This window comes from Candidatus Methanoperedens nitratireducens (assembly GCF_900196725.1).
Classification (GTDB): Archaea; Halobacteriota; Methanosarcinia; order Methanosarcinales; family Methanoperedenaceae; genus Methanoperedens; species Methanoperedens nitroreducens_A.
The window spans coordinates 1-17,718 of sequence record NZ_FZMP01000215.1; the positions used below are offsets into that span (position 1 = coordinate 1).

A 17,718-nucleotide genomic window follows, 5' to 3' on the forward strand; every position below is an offset into this window, starting at 1 on the left:
GTGTGTCTTAAGACTGGTTGAATAGTAGTTCTCTATAGCATTATTTGTAGCCGGGGCACCTGGAATATAGTGAAATACTGTAAGATTGATCCATTTATAAGTGCTTATTCCCCCAATCTCTCTTAACAACCACAGTGCTGCAAACTTAAATCTCTGTAATCTTAATCGCCTGCACAGGACACTGCGCCTCGCAAGCCCGGCAAAAGACACACGCCGGCTCATTGACGGGATCGGATTTTCTATCAGATAAAGGATGACCGGGTGAATCGACCCAGTCAAAAACCCCGACCGGGCAGACCGAGATGCAGATGCCGTCGCCATTACAGACATCATGGTCAACAGCAACAGAAGTACCGTGTACGCCGAGCTTCAGAGGAGGCTTCACTTCGCCTCTTATTTTATGTCCATTATGCTCGCCAACAGTAGATTTATTCATGAATTCCGGGTCTATAGGCATATTGTTTCCCACTTCCTTGATAAAGAGCATATACCGCAGGGTATAAAAAGCTTGTCTTGTTCTTACTATCCTGACGTACGGTTATAGAGATTCCCGGAGGTAAACGCCCTTTTTTTTCTGAATTAAACTCCGGCTTTCCTAAAACTTCACCGTAAACTACTTAACTATTTGAACCATAGGAAAACTATGGGAGAATTCATCGTTTTAGAGCCTAAGTGCGAGAATTGTGGAAATCCGATCGATGATTGCAATTGTGTATGTCCCTATTGCGGCGAAACAGCCCTGTGCGATTGCTGCATAGGAAGGGATGCGGTCACCGGCGGGTAAAACAAGGTATTAACAGGCGTACCAGGTGAAAAGAGTATGAGTAGAGATGACTTTATCTGGATGGCTGGCGGACCTCAGGGAAGCGGCGTGGATTCAAGTGCCAACATCTTCGCGCGCGCCTGCTGCTACGGCGGGCTTCATGTGTACGGGCAGAGAGAATATCATTCTAATATTAAGGGGCTGCACAGTTACTTCCATATCAGGGTATCCCCGAATGAGCTAAGGGCCATTGCAAGCCGCGTCGACATGCTGTGCGCGTTCGATGCTGACAGCGTGGTCAGGCATGTCTGGGAAGTGTCTGCAAGCGGGGGAATCGTCTGCGACGCCGAGATTCTTCCAAAAAAATTAACTGAAATCCCGACCCTCTCAGCCTCTTTCAGGGAGGAGTTCCAGAAGACGCTGGATGAGAAAGGGATAAAGCCTGAAACTGTGGGCGACCTGCTGAACGAAGCAAAAAAGGGCGGTGTGAAGATTTACGCCGTATCGTACCTTGAGCTGCTAAAGCTGCTTTCAAAAGAACTGGGTGAAGAAAAGCTCAGCAAACTGACCATAATGACGAATATCCTTGCGCTGGGCATCTCTTTTGGCATTGTAAATTACGATAAAAAGTACGTTGCTACAGCCATTGAGAAAATATTCGGTAAGAAAGCGAAGATAATCTCCACGAACGTTCTTGCATTCAATCTCGCCCATGATTATGCAACGATGAATTTCAAAGACTTCGGTTTCAGCCTGGATGCTGTCCAGACAGATGAAAAAAGGATTTTTATACAGGGAACCCAGGCTGTTGCTCTGGGCAAGCTCGCAGGTGGGTGCAGGTTCCAGAGCTACTATCCCATCACGCCGGCAGGTGATGAGAGCACATACCTGGAGGAGAATGAGGTGTTCGAGCTTGAGAAGACAGCCCTGAAACAACAGGGTGGGTCTATCCTCGTCATGCAGACCGAGGATGAAATCGCCGCAGTCAATATGGCATCGAGTGCCGCTCTCACAGGCGCAAGAGCTGCGACAAGCACCTCAGGACCGGGATTCTCATTGATGGTCGAGGGTCTGGGCTGGGCAGGTATCAATGAAGTTCCGACGGTTATCAGCTTCTATCAGCGCGGCGGTCCTTCAACCGGGCTTCCGACGCGCCACGGCCAGGAAGACCTCAGGTTCGCCCTTCATGCTTCACACGGCGAATTCCCGCGGATTATATTATGCTCGGGCGATGTTGAGGAATGCTTCTACGATGCCGCCCGCGCCTTTAACTATGCTGAACGCTACCAGACGCCTGTTATACACCTGACCGATAAGGCGATAGCCAACAGCAGCAAAAGCTGTGGGATATTTGATACTAATTTAATAAAGATAGAACGCGGACAACTTCTCACCGAGGCTGATGTAAGCGGTAAAGAATACAAGCGCTTCCGGTTTACAGAATCTGGAATATCCCCCAGGGTTCCCCTCGGAACCCCGGGTGTGGTGTTCTGGAACACTGGCGATGAGCATAACGAAATCGGGCATATCACCGAGAATCCTGCTGTGCGGACACGCATGGTCGAGAAACGAATGAAAAAACTCAAGCTTGCTGATAAGGAGATACTTCCCCAGGAGAGGGTTAATTTCTTCGGCGATGAAGATGCGCCCGTGACCATTGTGAGCTGGGGTTCTCCGAAGGGCGCTATACTTGAGGCTATGGAGAGACTGCGCCGGGAGAACTATAAAATTAACTTTTTGCAGATACGGATGCCGCATCCGCTGCCAAGGGAATATATTGCCAAAGTGCTGGGTAAAGCTACCAAGAGAATCGATGTGGAAGGGAACTATTCAGCCCAGATGGCTGGCATAATCCAGGAGGAAACCTGTATATCAATAGATTACTTTGTGCTGAAATGGAACGGAAGACCCATGACATCGGATGAACTGTACGATGCTTTCCTGCTTATCCTTCAGGATAAAGCCCCTGTGAGGCAGGTGTTGACCTATGGCTCTTAAGCTTGCCGATTACAGGACGCCGCTTTTTAACGACTGGTGCCCGGGGTGCGGGAATTTCGGAATACTGACGGCGTTGCAGATGGCTCTTGTCGATCTGCAGCTGTCGCCTTCCGGGGTAGCCATATTCTCAGGAATAGGCTGCCACGGCAAGACGCCGCACTGGATAAACGCCTACGGGGTGCATACATTGCACGGCAGGGCGCTGCCTTTCGCCATCGGAGCCAAGCTTGCAAACCCCGGGCTTGAGGTGATAGTCCACTCAGGCGACGGCGACGGGCTCGGGATCGGTGCGGGTCATTTCGTCAATACCGGAAGGAGGAACATAGACATGACCTACATCATCCACGATAACGGGGTCTACGGTCTTACAAAGGGTCAGGCTTCACCCACGCTGAAACTGGGAATCCAGACAAAGGCTCTTCCAAAACCCAATATCAACGAGGGAGTTAATCCGATAGCTCTGGGGCTGGCTTCAGGATATACCTTCATAGCCAGGAGCTATGCCTTTGATGTTGCACACCTGAAAGAGACAATCAAGAAAGCTATCCAGCATCGCGGAATGGCGTTAGTGGTCATACAGCAGCCCTGCCCGACATACAATAACATCAATACAAAGGACTGGTATTCAGGTGAAGACCGCAGGGACCCTGCTACTGGAAAACCTGTTCCGCGGGTGTACAAACTGGAGGAAACAGGCTATGACGGGATAGTTCGCAGTCCCGAAGAGATGCTTCAAAAAAGCGAGGCAGCATTAACAAAAAGCCAGGAGTGGGGAGACAGGATACCGATGGGTGTATTCTACCAGAATGAGCTTGTGTCCACCTACCAGGATAGAATAGCTCACAGGATAGCGGGTTATCATGAGAACCCTCCTGCAAAACAGATTATAAGTGGTCCGGAAGGGAGGTCGGTGACCAGCATAGCAAAGATGCTGGATGAACTTAAGGTAACTGGTTGAATTCTCTAAGCTTACAAAGGGCTTACATGCCAACTAGCAATGATCGAATTATATAGGGACTCCGGGCTGGAAATATATGAAAAGTCGCATTATTCCAATCGGGAGCATATCATCGAGGTAAAACAGATACTGTCATGGTACATACCAGGGAACAAGCGTATCCTGGATATCGGATGCAGCGGCGGGCTGCATGCCCTGGAGTTCGCAAAACGGGGGTATTCCGTAACGGGAATTGATATAGAACCTTCGGCAATAGTACTTGCAAGAAAAAGAAGCAGTGCATATCGAAAATCCGGATTCAGGATTATGGACATCGAAAAAGAAGAGCTTCGCAGACTTGGGAAATTCGACTTCGTTTACAGCATAGGGAACGTGCTTTCTCACGTGAGGAAGGATAATCTTCCCGGCATCTTCCGAAAAATAAGGGAGAGCATAGATGAGAATGGTATTTTCCTGTTTGATGTCCTGATAAATGCAGAGCCGTTCCAGGAGGAGATAATGCCGGGAAAGAACGAAATCCAGATAATCTGGAAAAGGGAACTTGACAGCAGTACCGGCAGGGTCAGCATGGATGGTACTTTCCTTGAGTTTGGTTTCACCCAGCATTTTGATGTCTGGGGATATACGATCGAAGAGGTTACCGGAATGCTTGGCTCTTCGGGTTTCGGGAATATTGAGTTCTCAGAGAAGCTTGATTTCGTTGCAGCGAATAAAACCAAAAATCCTATAAGCCTTTACTTCCGTGCAGAAGCAGGGGAAAACATATGAAATTGTTCAATATAAGAGACCTTTACAGGGAAAAATACAGGGAATACATAGTCGGTTCGGAAGAAATCGGGAAGCACAGCGTATATCTTGTTTACGGCGAAGCTTCACGCGGTGAAAAAAGAGAGATGGCGCCGAATGGTCATGATGAGATATTGTTCCTCTTAGCCGGGGATGCGCAGCTTTCGAACCGGGATACAGAGATATCGCTGGAAAAAGAGCAGGCGGTTTACATGAGTCCTGATGAATCTTTCACGTTTACTGCGAAGAGCGACTGCAAATATATAGTCGCCGGGACACATACGACGCCGCATGGGCATTAGGTCACCTGTCCAGTACCAGAGCCTCTTTTCCCACGAATACAAGCGACTCGAATTTGGCTGCCCGTTCTTTATACATAAGGTAGGGCTCGATGACCCAGAGCCCTCTCATTGGCGTGCGATTTCCCGATGATATGAAAGGCGCTTTGGCCCTTAATACAAGGTATGAGAGTCCGGGCTCAGGCAGTTTTTGCCAGGCAGCAGGGAGCCTGCACAGGCGGTGCCCCATGGAAATGAACGGCGGATATGCAAGCGTATAGTCCGGTTTTGCCTGGATAAGCCCCTTTGCGTAGCTGAACACATCTGCAACGGTCATGCCCGGGCGTATATATCCTGCAATCTGGCATGAAACTTCACGCGCAAATGAAGCAAGCGCCTCAAGTTCCGGGTTATTGCCTGCCACATGGCTGATAGTATAATCAGCAGGATAATCGTTATAAACCGGGGCGATATCTATCAGCACGATATCGTTCTTATTCAGGACACGCGAATATCTTGCCAGGTAGCTTGAAGTAAGGGCGTATATACCCTTCAGCTTGGCGCTTCCTTCGCCCACTCCTATTATGGGCATGTGCCAGTGCTGTTTCACGCCGTTTTTACGGAAAACTTCATATGCGATATCCTCGATCTCCTTTTCCGTCATGCCGGCTTTGATTCTGTATATGATTTCCTTACTCATCCCTTTGGCGAAGTCCCGGGCTTCAAGGTATCCTTCTAAATCTTTATCTGTCGGTTCAGTCTGGTTCATCCGCTCCCCCTATAAAACCTGTTAAATTTAAGATTGGTTCAGGATAATAAAAGTCTATTGTTCAGCAGCCTGTTTGAGCCGGGGGAAAAGCTGCATTTTCAGGTTGATTTTTGATTAACTAATGTTACTTAATAAATTAATCTACGAAAGATTTAAATACAGATTAATACGTTAATGATAATAATAATAAGTATAAGCAGATATCCATATCTTCGGTAAAAAACGGGAGTAATCCGAAAAAACGAGAGTAGTCTGAAAAAACGTGGGTAATCCGAAAAAACGAGAGTAATCCGCAATATGGATTGATAGGAGTCCATAGCTATGAAAATAAACGGATATAGAGATATTAAACGGAACGTTAGAGTAGGATACACTAAAATATTATCAATTATCGGTCTTTCAATACTGTCATTTCTTTTTTTAATAGTAGCATTTACTCAAAATGCTGCCGCAGTAGATTGCTCAACCTGCCATTCTACATATGCTAATGAAATCGCACCTACCTATCATGGGGGTGCAAGCCAATGTATTTTTTGCCATACCGGTTATGCATCAGACCCATGGGCACATTCAGGTACAACAATTACCGAAACCAAGTGTCGTACCTGCCATGTAGAAGGTACAAATCTTAATGAAAGCCATGGCAACCATTATTACGGACCGAATAAAGCAGATTGCACGCAGTGCCACTTCGCGAACACTACACAAGCTTTCGAGCTTGACCCGTCTCTATATAAACATAGCCATAACCTGACAGTTGAATACAATTATTATAACTACAGCCTCTACGGAATGCCTTTGAGTACCAACGGCGGTGCGGGAAAGGGCATGTTCCCGTATTATACCTGTACTCTAACATGCCATAATGGAAGCGGAGGCGGACAGCCCAGCATAGAAGATGAAGTAATAGGTTGGAACCAGAGCGCGCACGCAAATTCAAGACACGGCGATTCTACATACGACAGTAAGAACTCATGCGCTAAATGCAAGTCACCCCCCAACTTTAACGGGAATGCTTCAGATACAACAGCCATCGCACAAGCTGACTGGCAGGGTATCCAGTGCAGAGTGTGCCATAATCTCCATAATGACACCTATGGCGATAACGATTCAACTCCTATATATTATGCATATTACAACTCCACTCTGAGCGCGGGAGGACCGCCTGTTTATGAAAAGGTATCTAATACTACAGAGCTTTGCGAGAAATGCCATTTGACATTCACCGACGACATAAACAGCACCCACAACAGCAACTTTGGAGGGTATCATAAAGAAACTGCTGGACTCGATTGTGCCGATTGCCACATGAACTCGACATACAGCAACCTGACGCATAAGTTCGAAGTCAAGAACACGACCTCAGAAGTGACAGGATGCGAGGTTTGCCATGACTATACAAATAGCCATACGAACTTTGCGCAAAGGAGTAATCACGATGATAAGGTCGATTGCGTAGCATGCCACGACCAGACATTCACTACAAATGCATCCGGGTATGCCCTCTACGTCTTCCCTAACAAAAGTACCTATTCTTACGGTCTCTGGAAAGCCAGCGGTGTCTGGACTACATACTTCAATAAAACAACCAGTATAAAATCATGGCCGCTGCATAATATAACCAGGAGCGTAACCTGTGAAAAGTGCCACAATGCCACATCAGCTATCAACGGCACGATTGCAGTTGCTTTAGTTTGTTCCAATTGCCACGCTTCGTACAGCAGTGCTGTTAATTCATCAGGTCATAATAGAACCCTGAATGCCAGTGCCCCGGACTGTACCGGTTGCCATCTTGGCTACCTGCCCAGTTACGGTCATACGACAGGAAACAGAAGTTATATCGTGAACGAGAGCAACACCTGCAGGAATTCAGGGTGCCATGAACAGAATGTCAGCGGCTTCTTTGAAAGACATTCAAGTTCATCAGATTGTACGCAGTGTCACTTTGCAAATACTACCCAGCTTTTCAGTTTGAATACATCGCTTTATACCCATGACCATAACCTGACAATCGAGCATAACTTCTATGAGTACAATACATTAGGGATGCCGATCAGGACCAACGGTGGTGCTGGTGTGGGTATGTTCCCGTATTACACTTGTACTCTGACTTGCCACAAGTATAATGCTACTACCGGGGTGGAAGGTAAAATCGATGTTGCAGCCGAGAGCTGGCTTGAGAGTGCACATGCCCAGTCATTACACATGAGTGGCGACAATAAGATGTCCTGTGCCAAATGCAAATCGCCTGCAAATTATAATGTAAGTGCAAATCAGAGTTCGACAATTGCACAGGCAGACTGGCAGGGTATACAGTGCAGGGTATGTCATAATTTGCACGATCGGAGGTTCCCGAACTATACAGGCCCAAGCGGTTTCCCGGTTGCGTTCTATAACTCAACCAACAGTTCTCTTGCGGGCTATGCGGTCTATGAGCAGGTTCCCAACGCAACCGTACTGTGCGAGAAATGCCATTTGACATTCACTGATGACATAAACAGCACCCATAACAGCAATTATGGAGGGTATCATAAACAAACTGTCGGGTTTAACTGTACAAATTGCCATATGAATTCAACATTCAGCGATGAGATGCATAAGTTCGAGGTCAAGAACACGACCTCAGGAGTGACAGGATGCGAGGTTTGCCATGATTATGCAGGCAGCCATTCAAGCTTTAGTCAGAGAAGCTACCATGACAATAAGGTCGATTGCGTAGCGTGCCACGACCAGACATTCACCACGAATGCATCGGGGTACGCCGAGTATGTCTTCCCGTACAAATCTGCTTATTCCTACGGTCTCTGGAACGTTAGCGGTAACTGGACCACGTACTTCAAGAAATCAAGCACCTCTATAAAATCATGGCCGCTGCATAACATAACCGGGAGCGTGACCTGCTCAAAGTGCCACAATGCCACATCGGCGCTCAACGGCACGATTGCACCTGCCCTGGCGTGTTCTGGCTGCCATACTTCATACGGCAGCGCGGTCAGCTCCTCAAAGCATAACCAGACCCTGTATCCAGGCGCGCCTGCATGTACTGGCTGCCATGCAGGATATGAACCCAACTATGGGCACACAACTGGAGCTAAGGGTTACATCGTGAATGAGAGCAACACATGCAGAAGCTGCCATGTACAAAATGTCAATCTCAACGAAAGCCACGGCAACCGTAACTACGGTCAGAACTACACGGACTGCACTAAGTGCCACTTCGCAAACACTACGCAACAGTTCAGCCTGAACACGTCTCTCTATACCCATGACCATAACCTGACAGTTGAATACAACTTCTATAATTACAATCTCTCAGGTATTCCTCTCAGCACCAACGGCGGTGCAGGCAAGGGCATGTTCCCGTATTATACCTGTACTCTAACATGCCATAATGGAAGCGGAGGCGGACAGCCCAGCATAGAAGATGAGGTAATTGGCTGGAACCTGAGCGCACATGCAAGATCAAGGCACGGTGATGCTACATACGACAGCAACGCATACTGCGCCAGATGCAAGTCGCCGCCTAACTACAATCTATCAGCAGCCTCTGGCAATAGAAGCAGCTACCCAATAGCTGAACAGGACTGGCAGGGTATCCAATGCAAGATTTGCCATAACCTTCATAATGATACCTACAGCGGTAACGGTACAACACCTATCAATATTTCATTTTACAATACAACAGCTACACTTAAGACCGATTCGGTAGTCTACGATCAGGTCTCCAACTCCACGGAACTGTGCCAGAAATGCCATAGTAACAGGAACTTTGCGGGACGTCATAAAGATACGGTAGGATTCGATTGCGCAGACTGCCATGCTAACAGGACACTTAGCAATTACAATCATACGTTCGAGGTCAAGAACACGACCTCAGGCGTAACTGGCTGTGAGGTTTGCCATACATACCCTGGAACTGCACATTCGCTGATTTCTAATTACCATGGCAATATAACATGCTGGGCGTGCCATGACCAGACCGTGGTAGACCGCAATGCTACCAATTACTCTATAAGTGGTATCTTTGGAATATATAAGGACACAAGCACGAACAAGTGGACTACGTATAAGAGCGGTTCTTCATGGGTATTGCACAATATCAGCAAGAACGTGACATGCACAAAATGCCACGGTGCAAGGTCATTATACACCGCGGGAGGTATAGCCTCTGGCTTCGGCAGCGACCTCACATACACTTCCCACTCCACGGATTCGCTGGTATCGGGTTATAACCTCATCGCTATCAGGCTCCTGCCTGACCCTGCAATCTCTGCAAAGAACCTTCTGTACCCATCATCGGGAGGAATCCCCGGAGTTACGAAAGTGATGAAGTGGAATTCAGCCAGCCAGAGCTGGGAAAGTTACGTATATGATGGATCCACATATGTGGGAACCAATTTCACTCTGGACGGATACAAAGGGTACTTTTTAATGGGCAACGCTTCGACTGCTGGGCAGACATTTACTTTCAGCGGAATAAGGTAGTGAGGTCTCTATGAAAGCGTTACTAATCCCCATTTTTCTTTTGTTAGTTGCATTTCCAGCCCAGGCTCAAACCGGAACAATGTTTACCGTGTACGGGCAGGTATTCAATACAGACGGGACGCCGGTAAACGGTGTAACTGTATATCTCACTGCATCAGGAAGCACGATAAGTGCTATCACTACAACCGCCGAGAGAACGAACGGCAGTCTTGTTAACGGGTATTATTTGTTAGAACTTGCAAATCTCCCGAACGCTGTGAGTGCCGGGACTTCCATGACCCTGAGTGCAAGCTATGGGAGCGTATCTGCATCAACAACAGTTGCAAGAGCGGCAACAGAGCCGCAAAAAGTTGATTTATACCTGTCCACAGGCGGCGGTGGAGGTAGCGGAGGAAGCAGCAGTAGCGGCGGAGGAAGCGGCGGAGGCGGCGGTGGAGGTGGAGCCTCGGGTGAAAACTACACTAACATAGAAGCCAGGGAATCAAGGGAAGAGTTCATAGTCAAGGACCTGCCCACAGTCTATAACTTTACAACAGAAGGGCTTCCTGTATACGGGATTGTGATTACCGGCAGTACCAATGCAGGTCTAATTGCAGTCCAGATTGAACTCCTTAGGAATACATCGACCCTTGTAAAAGAAGCCTCGCCCGAAATCGTTTATAAGAATGTTAACATCTGGGTCGGTACAGCTGGTTTTGCCATACCCAAGAACATAAAAGAAGCTATAATAAAATTCAAAGTTAAGAATTCATGGATTACATCTAACAGCCTTAAAGATACTGAAATAGTTATGTTCAGATGGGACGGAACGCAATGGGTCAAACTGGAAACCCAGCTAAAATATAATGATGACGGTTTCACGCACTACGAGGCAAAGACAAATGCTTTCTCACCATTTGCCATAGTCGGTTTGAAAGGCATAGCAGTACCGACCGTAACATTGGATGCCGGCACACCATCTAAACCGGGAGGAACCGCAGCTCCAACACCGGTTATTTCAAAAGGTTCGATAGTAACAGGTATTCTTGTTATCATCCTGGCTGCAGCCCTGATTTTGGCAATTTATAAATTCAAACTGCAGAGAAGGTGATATTGAATTTTATTTATTTTGTTTTTTATTCGCTTTGCACTCAAAAACTAAAAAAAGTATGTTGTTATGCATTAAATTATTAAAAATGTATGTCCTGAAAAATAGATTTATAATTCTCGGTATAATATTATTTGCAGCATCCCTGACACCTGTAGCCATGGCAGGATTCGAGAACTGCATCTTCTGCCACGGCAGCCTGACGCCGGGTATGCCTTATGTAAATCTCACATCTCTTGATAATAGCATACACGGGCGAATAAACAATACGAATAACCTGAATTATGCATGTTACGCCTGCCACTGGAACGGCACTCCTCCGAGTAAACATGCCGACAACAGAAGCCTGATAAAAACATGCGAAGATTGCCATGTCAGCGATCTGTTCAACGCGCCGCCGGTTACAGAGCATATACCGGGCGGTCAGGATATTACAACAAGCATAGGCTGTATCTCGTGCCATAATAACAGTATCGATGCTAATGCCATCTATAATAAAACAAGTGATGGCGTAGCCCATTTTGGAACAACCACAAACCTGATGTCGCCTTCAATCCGGTCTACCAATTGCACCTGGTGCCATTTTGACAACAGCGGAAATACAGCATGGGGAACACCCAAAGACCCGAGGGTATCAGGAGCGACTTTCAACCATACCCGGTTTAATAGTAGTACACAATGCTATAGTTGTCATATATCCGGCGGCAGCACGCCCACTTTTCACAATAGCTCTCTGGGAAAATGGATGGGTAACAGGGATTGCGTGCTCTGCCATGATACCGGGGGCATCGCTCCCAAACTGGTAGATATTTCAGCCACAGTCGGTAATAAATCGGTGCACAGCTCCCTCAATTCTGATTCCGTCACATCTCTTGACCGCAACAATCTTCGCTGCTGGGCATGTCATGGCGACGGAGACGGGAGTGAGTCCGCACAGCCGGCAGGCGGTCATCCGTTAAATTACAAGACTCCGAAGAGCTGCAATAATAACAACTGCCACTCGATTTCGCAGTCCCGGTACAAAGAGCCCATGATTTATTCACATTTCCAGAATGCAAGCCTGAACGGAAATCCGAATAACGCTACAAATTATAATATCAGCGCATCCGCTCAGTGCCAGGCATGCCATATAAACAGTATTGTGAAAACTGATAATAATCCGGACGTTGCGCTTGTATCGCATTACGGGTCAAAAGACAACCTGGTGGATTCTTTCAATTGCGCTTACTGCCATCTGGATAAAGATAACAGCGAGGACTGGGGGACCGCAACATTGGTCAACAAAAACAGGACCGGGCTCGTCGCGCTTGAGCGGGAACGGAACAGGTTCACGGTCAACAGGGGAGATAGCGCCTACCTCGGTGGAGGATATTTCCTGGAACTGGTTGAAGTATCTACCGATGCAGATGAGGCGATCATCCGGGTTTTAAAGAATTATACAACAGTGGATGAAGTCTCACTTGGCATCATGACCCCGTATGAATATGAGGAAAAAGTCATTATCGATAATTCAACGCTGAAAATCCCTGTTATTACCCTGAACATAACTTCAATATTCGGGAGTAACAACAGCTTTATTCAGTTCGAAGGGCACAGGTCAAGAAAAGTCCATACAGATAAGGAAAGTGAGGACAGCGCATGCTACGCATGCCACCTTTACCGGTACTCCGGAGAAAAAGAACGATACATCGTTATTGATAGAGAATCCAAGGATAGTTATGATGAAATATATTACACCAGGGTTTTAGTTGATTTTAACCCGGAGAATAAAAGTAAAATATACTTTAATGATGACGATTATGTATTCAGCCAGCTACGTAATAATTCCGGGAAATACCTTTCGGTTCCTGATAAACAGAAATATTTAAAGGAAGGGGAGACCTGGAACATTGCGGATAACTATTCTTTAAAAGTCAATGAAGTCAGTACAGATAGCAAAGAGGCGTGGCTGACTTTAATGATCAATGGCAGCATTGCCGAAAGCAGAGTAGTTCCCCTGGGTTCATCGCTTGAATACACGCCCGGTATCAGGTATAAAGTGCACACAGAGACCAATATAACAGTTTTCACTGCAAAGATCAATCATATTTCCCAGGGACCCAATTTCGTTATACTTGGGGATGTAGTCGCATTGTCTCCGGATATTATGAAGACCACATCCAATGTCACGCTTTTCGGGTATAACGCCAGCTGGTTTAAACCCAATGATACGTTTGCTGTCGGGAGAATCCCACCCGACCTTCACGCCCCGAACCTGTATGATGACCGGAAAAACTGGGCGGACTGTGTGAGCTGTCACGATGCGTCCAATAACCTTGGAATCCCTGGTCCGGATGCTATTTCATCAAGGCTCGGTAAACACTCTAAATTGAACGATAACATGTCCAGTAAGGCGATTTTATCCGATCCTATCGATAAAGCGTGCTGGGCATGCCATACGGCTGGTGCAGAGCCGCAGATGCATTCCCCAACATATGTTACACCAAGAGATTGTAAATCATGCCATACATATCAGGAAAAACCGTTCTTTGGTGCGATATATATTGGCGATGAGCTTCATGGGGACAAGTCAAATTGCGGGTCATGCCACATCGAAGGCACCCATACTTTGAAAAGGTTCCAGGTAACCCCGGTGATTAAGGATGCAACGATATCTAAAAAAGAAGCCAGCAGGGGTGAGACTGTTAAAATTACCGCTGAAGCAATCGCAGGATATGGTATGAAAATAAGGGCTGTTGAGTACTTCCTGGATAAAACAGGTATCCCCGGGAATGGGACGTCTCTTGAACCGCTTGACGGGACTTTTAATTCACAGGCGGAACAGGTAACTGCAGAACTTAACACAACCAATATCTCAACCGGAACGCATATAATCTACATCCGTGCAATGGAGAGAAATAACAGATGGGGCGACTTTTCCCAGGTGAACATTTCGATAACCTCAGGCGGAACAGGCGGCAGTAAGGCTTTAGAAAGTGCCAGGGCATTACTTAATAGCATACCGTTTTTGAATCTGATTTATTTACTTATGTCTCTGGCGGCTGCGTATTTTATCATTTTAGGCTTCATACGCAGGTAGCTTATTTCCATTCTTTTTTCAGGTAAAAGAGCTGCGGGGAGGATGCTTCGGGTCCCCCTCCATAGAAGGGTGATTTTGGAGCAGATAGCCCGGATTTATATAAGAGCAGCATCCATCTTACTGCTTAAAGAGATAAGTTATAGAGGAGGCAGGAGGCTAAAGGTCACTCATGAAAGCGATTATCTTTGATATGGACGGGGTGCTTGTGGATTCAATGCCCTACCATGCAGAAGCGTGGAAGCAGGCGTTCTTGACCGTGGGTATAAAGATCAAGCGGGAAGCGATATATGAGCTTGAAGGTTCAAACCACATGCAGCTTATAGATATAATCTTCAGGCGCTTTGGTCGTACCCCGACAGAAGATGATATGCGGGAGTTAAATCGTAAAAAGGTTGAGATATTCGACAGGATAGAGCGTGCTGTACCTTTTGAGGGTATAAAAGAACTGCTCGTTTCGCTAAAACAGAAACATAAGCTTGCGGTCGTCTCAGGATCTAACAGGAAGACCGTGCATGACATACTGAACAGGTTTTTTCCGGGTATTTTCGATGTGATCATCGATGGGGACGATTCATCGGAAAGCAAGCCCTCTCCTGCACCGTATCTTAAAGCTGTCGGGGAGCTTGGCATACCGAAAGAGCACTGCCTTGTCGTTGAGAACGCGCCTCTGGGTATCCGCTCTGCAAAAAGCGGCGGTTTGAGGTGCATCGCAATACCGGCGTACCTTGACAGGAAGTTCCTGGAGGAAGCTGATGTCATAGTGGAGAGCCACAGGGAGCTTGGGAGGTACATCCTGCAGGAGGAGGAACGAGAGGCGCGGGAGAAGCACGGATAAGAGTGTTATTCCATAAGGGTAAGGAAATCACAGGCGAAAGATCTAACGTACTCATAACGGATGGATTGCCATCATATCACAATGCATTTTATTGGGAATTTTACACTAATACAAGACCGCAATCCCAGCATATTAACACCATAAAGCTTGATGGAGATATGACAATAACACGATGGAGAGGGCAAACGGAGAGGTTAGGGATAGGGAAAAGGTGATGAGAGGATTAAAAATTAAGAATACTCCGATACTGAAAGGCTATCAGATATACCACAACTACATGAGACCGCATGAGGGATTAAATGGTAAGACTCCTGCGGAAGCTTGCGGTATCAAAGTAGAGGGAGATAATAAGTGGATAACACTGATACAGAACGCAAGCCATACAGAGCACCAAAAAATAATGGTGCTTAACTTTTTATTCTTCCAAGCTAATTATTATAAAGCGATCGTTTTCATCATCTGTTTTTGGAGTAAACTCCTTTGTAGCTAGAACCGTCGTTCCGACTCTGAGATTATCGCATAAATCACCCCAAGCATAGGCTTTATGCTCTACTCCATCAGAATCTTCGGTTTTAACCGCACACATACTAGTAATAGCTTTCTCTGATTTTTGGTACTTAATTTTTCTACCTACCTCTTTTACCTCCATTCGTATTATTTTCCGCACCATATTTTCCTCCTTTATTTACAATCCTCGAATCATATAAGTGTTGAACGAAAGATGTCTATAGCCTCTTTGTCTGTTAATGAAGCTATATAATCACAGATTACTCTTTTATCCCTATTATGCTTTACTGATATTTTCTCATATCCTTTAGGATCATTCAATTTTTTCTGGAGGTCGTGTTTAAGTCTATCTTTAATGAAATTTGGTAAGCAATAGGGGTCTTTAAGAGAGATATCATAAAGTGAGTGGATAATATGTCTGCCGCGGGAGTTCATCTGATTTACCTCATCTCCAAGTATCGCAGCCTTCTTGATGAGCTTTTCAAGTTGCTTTGAAAATACTGTTCCACTTTCGGAGTATGTAATAAATCTTTTTTTTCTAGGGTCACCATCAAATGAATCATTTAAATTCTTTAAACTTGCCTCAACTACATCATATATTAAATTCCCTACAATCGAAGAAATACCAGATTTTTCTATACCAAATGATTCGTCTCCAAAAAACTTAGGGGACTCAGAGAAAATTAATGCAATATCCTCCCTAGCAATAGCTCCGGTCATCCAAACATCATGCAAATCATGAGTACGTTGAGCAATTTCATCAGAGATATTTACTATTTGTGCCTCTATTAATCCATCAACAGCCCCATCATACTCTTTATAAATTTTTTTATTCTTACAATCTTCCTTAAATCGATCTGTATGTTTAAAAAGCCCCTCTCTGGTGGCATATGTCAAATTTAGACCTACTGATTTCGACTCTGGATTAATCTCTTGACCCGGTGCCGGGAATATATTTGGTTTACTTTCTAATAGTGAAACCACTCTTACACTTTGCTCATTATGAGAAAAACCATCTAAACCACTTTCAATCATAATATTATCTAGTGCATTTTCTCCAGCATGACCGAATGGTGTATGACCTAAATCATGACCGAAAGCGATAGCTTCAGTTAAATGTATATTGGCTCTGAGCATTCTTGCAATAGAAACAGATATTTGCCATACCTCCATTGTATGAGTTAGTCTATTCCGGATAATTGGACTCAATTCTGAAATATATACTTGTGTTTTACCTTGTAATCTTCTAAAGCTCTCACTGTGAACAATGCGATCTCTGTCTCTTATAAAGGCGTTTCTAAAGTCGCATGGTTCTTCTAAAATCTTTCTTTCCTCATCTTCTGGAGTTTCAGGATATGGGGTAGAGTACTCAGCCAATTTAATGCTTTTAATATGTTCTTGCCGTGAGAGAACTTCAAATCTGTTTACCAATCTTGTAATCCACCTTAACCAAGGAATATACCTCTACTTTAGATTGAGAGTACGCAATATTATTTAAAACTTTCCATCATTATAATTAGCATGCAATACCCACCGACTCACCAACCGCAAACTCACAATAATTTATTTAAGAAGCCCACCGAAGATTCATCAGAGCCAATCCATCCACCGAATTTTTACAACCTATCCAATCCACCGGAGACTACACAGAACCCGGGTTAAGGGTTCTGTGTAGTCTTCGGTGGATTGCGACATGTGTAAATTTTCGGTGGATGAAAGAAGTCACGATTAACGAACTGTTATTAAATTTTGGTGATTAATATGATAAAGCAAAAGATTAAATACAATAGGTACCTAAATAAGCGACCTATGACAATTTGTATAGCAAGTATATGTGAAAACCCACAAGACCCAAAAATTGTTTTTTCTGCTGATAGAATGGTTACTGATTCTAATGGTTTGACGTTTGAACACGGGGTGCCGAAGATTTCAGCATTAACTAAAAACCATTTTATAATGAGCGCAGGACGCTCATCGGAAGCTGACCAAATTATACAAAATGTCGGCGCTATTTTATCTTCGTATGAAGAAGAAAGGTTGGAATATTTAACTATAAAAGAAACAGTAGATTTAAGCTAAGTCGCATAAATAGAGTTGTATTTTCTTAAGAAATTCCTTGCGGCAGTTGTCATTACATCTATTGAAGCATGGGAACGATCGACACCAACTGCTG

Annotated in this window: 14 protein-coding genes; 10 read left to right on the top strand and 4 right to left on the bottom strand. The window is 45.4% G+C overall.

Going from position 1 to position 17,718, the window contains the following annotated elements:
* Positions 1-145: 145 nt before the first annotated feature.
* Positions 146-457, bottom strand: a complete 312-nt coding sequence (locus tag MNV_RS15660) for a 4Fe-4S dicluster domain-containing protein (RefSeq protein WP_096206895.1) — start codon at positions 455-457, stop codon at positions 146-148.
* 186 nt (positions 458-643) lie between these two features.
* Between MNV_RS15660 and MNV_RS19865 the strand changes: the two genes are divergently transcribed.
* From MNV_RS19865 to MNV_RS15680, 5 genes are read left to right on the top strand one after another with little or no spacing between them, the layout of a single operon-like run.
* The gene (locus MNV_RS19865; protein WP_179294026.1) at positions 644-784 is read left to right on the top strand and encodes a hypothetical protein; all 141 of its coding nucleotides are present in this window, start codon (positions 644-646) and stop codon (positions 782-784) included.
* 36 nt (positions 785-820) lie between these two features.
* Positions 821-2,761 (top strand): 2-oxoacid:ferredoxin oxidoreductase subunit alpha, encoded by a 1,941-nt coding sequence (locus MNV_RS15665; protein ID WP_096206882.1) that lies wholly within the window; start codon positions 821-823, stop codon positions 2,759-2,761.
* Complete coding sequence (locus MNV_RS15670; protein ID WP_096206883.1) at positions 2,751-3,719, top strand: 2-oxoacid:ferredoxin oxidoreductase subunit beta; 969 nt, start codon at positions 2,751-2,753, stop codon at positions 3,717-3,719. The genes MNV_RS15665 and MNV_RS15670 overlap by 11 nt, the downstream gene beginning before the upstream one ends.
* A gap of 39 nt (positions 3,720-3,758) precedes the next feature.
* Positions 3,759-4,487: a class I SAM-dependent methyltransferase gene (locus MNV_RS15675; protein WP_096206884.1), complete on the top strand. Its 729-nt coding sequence runs from the start codon at positions 3,759-3,761 to the stop codon at positions 4,485-4,487.
* Positions 4,484-4,807, top strand: coding sequence for a hypothetical protein (locus MNV_RS15680; protein ID WP_096206885.1), 324 nt, complete (start codon positions 4,484-4,486; stop codon positions 4,805-4,807). Before MNV_RS15675 ends, MNV_RS15680 begins: the two co-directional genes overlap by 4 nt.
* 1 nt (position 4,808) lies before the next feature.
* Here the strand turns inward: MNV_RS15680 and MNV_RS15685 are convergent, their stop codons facing one another.
* The gene (locus MNV_RS15685) at positions 4,809-5,552 is read right to left on the bottom strand and encodes a M24 family metallopeptidase (protein WP_096206886.1); all 744 of its coding nucleotides are present in this window, start codon (positions 5,550-5,552) and stop codon (positions 4,809-4,811) included.
* Between the two features lie 321 nt (positions 5,553-5,873).
* Between MNV_RS15685 and MNV_RS15690 the strand changes: the two genes are divergently transcribed.
* The 4 genes from MNV_RS15690 (at position 5,874) to MNV_RS15705 (ending at position 15,038) form a co-directional block, all read left to right on the top strand.
* Positions 5,874-10,037, top strand: coding sequence for a hypothetical protein (locus MNV_RS15690; RefSeq protein WP_143311839.1), 4,164 nt, complete (start codon positions 5,874-5,876; stop codon positions 10,035-10,037).
* 10 nt (positions 10,038-10,047) lie between these two features.
* A complete protein-coding gene (locus MNV_RS15695) occupies positions 10,048-11,127 on the top strand; it encodes a PGF-pre-PGF domain-containing protein (protein WP_096206888.1) in 1,080 nt (359 codons plus the stop codon).
* Positions 11,128-11,212: 85 nt separating this feature from the next.
* The gene (locus tag MNV_RS15700) at positions 11,213-14,203 is read left to right on the top strand and encodes an S-layer protein domain-containing protein (RefSeq protein ID WP_179294027.1); all 2,991 of its coding nucleotides are present in this window, start codon (positions 11,213-11,215) and stop codon (positions 14,201-14,203) included.
* A 169-nt stretch (positions 14,204-14,372) separates the two neighbouring features.
* Positions 14,373-15,038: an HAD family hydrolase gene (locus MNV_RS15705; RefSeq protein WP_096206890.1), complete on the top strand. Its 666-nt coding sequence runs from the start codon at positions 14,373-14,375 to the stop codon at positions 15,036-15,038.
* Positions 15,039-15,453: 415 nt separating this feature from the next.
* Here MNV_RS15705 and MNV_RS19870 read toward each other — a convergent pair whose 3' ends face one another.
* Together MNV_RS19870 and MNV_RS15720 are read right to left on the bottom strand one after the other, a co-directional pair.
* On the bottom strand, positions 15,454-15,708 hold the full coding sequence (locus MNV_RS19870; RefSeq protein ID WP_096206892.1) for a hypothetical protein: 255 nt from the start codon (positions 15,706-15,708) through the stop codon (positions 15,454-15,456).
* A 29-nt stretch (positions 15,709-15,737) separates the two neighbouring features.
* Positions 15,738-16,976 carry a deoxyguanosinetriphosphate triphosphohydrolase family protein gene (locus tag MNV_RS15720; RefSeq protein WP_179294028.1) on the bottom strand — a complete coding sequence of 413 codons (1,239 nt, stop codon included), beginning with the start codon at positions 16,974-16,976 and terminating at the stop codon, positions 15,738-15,740.
* A gap of 378 nt (positions 16,977-17,354) precedes the next feature.
* Between MNV_RS15720 and MNV_RS15725 the strand changes: the two genes are divergently transcribed.
* A complete protein-coding gene (locus MNV_RS15725) occupies positions 17,355-17,624 on the top strand; it encodes a hypothetical protein (protein WP_143311842.1) in 270 nt (89 codons plus the stop codon).
* Positions 17,625-17,718 lie beyond the last annotated feature (94 nt).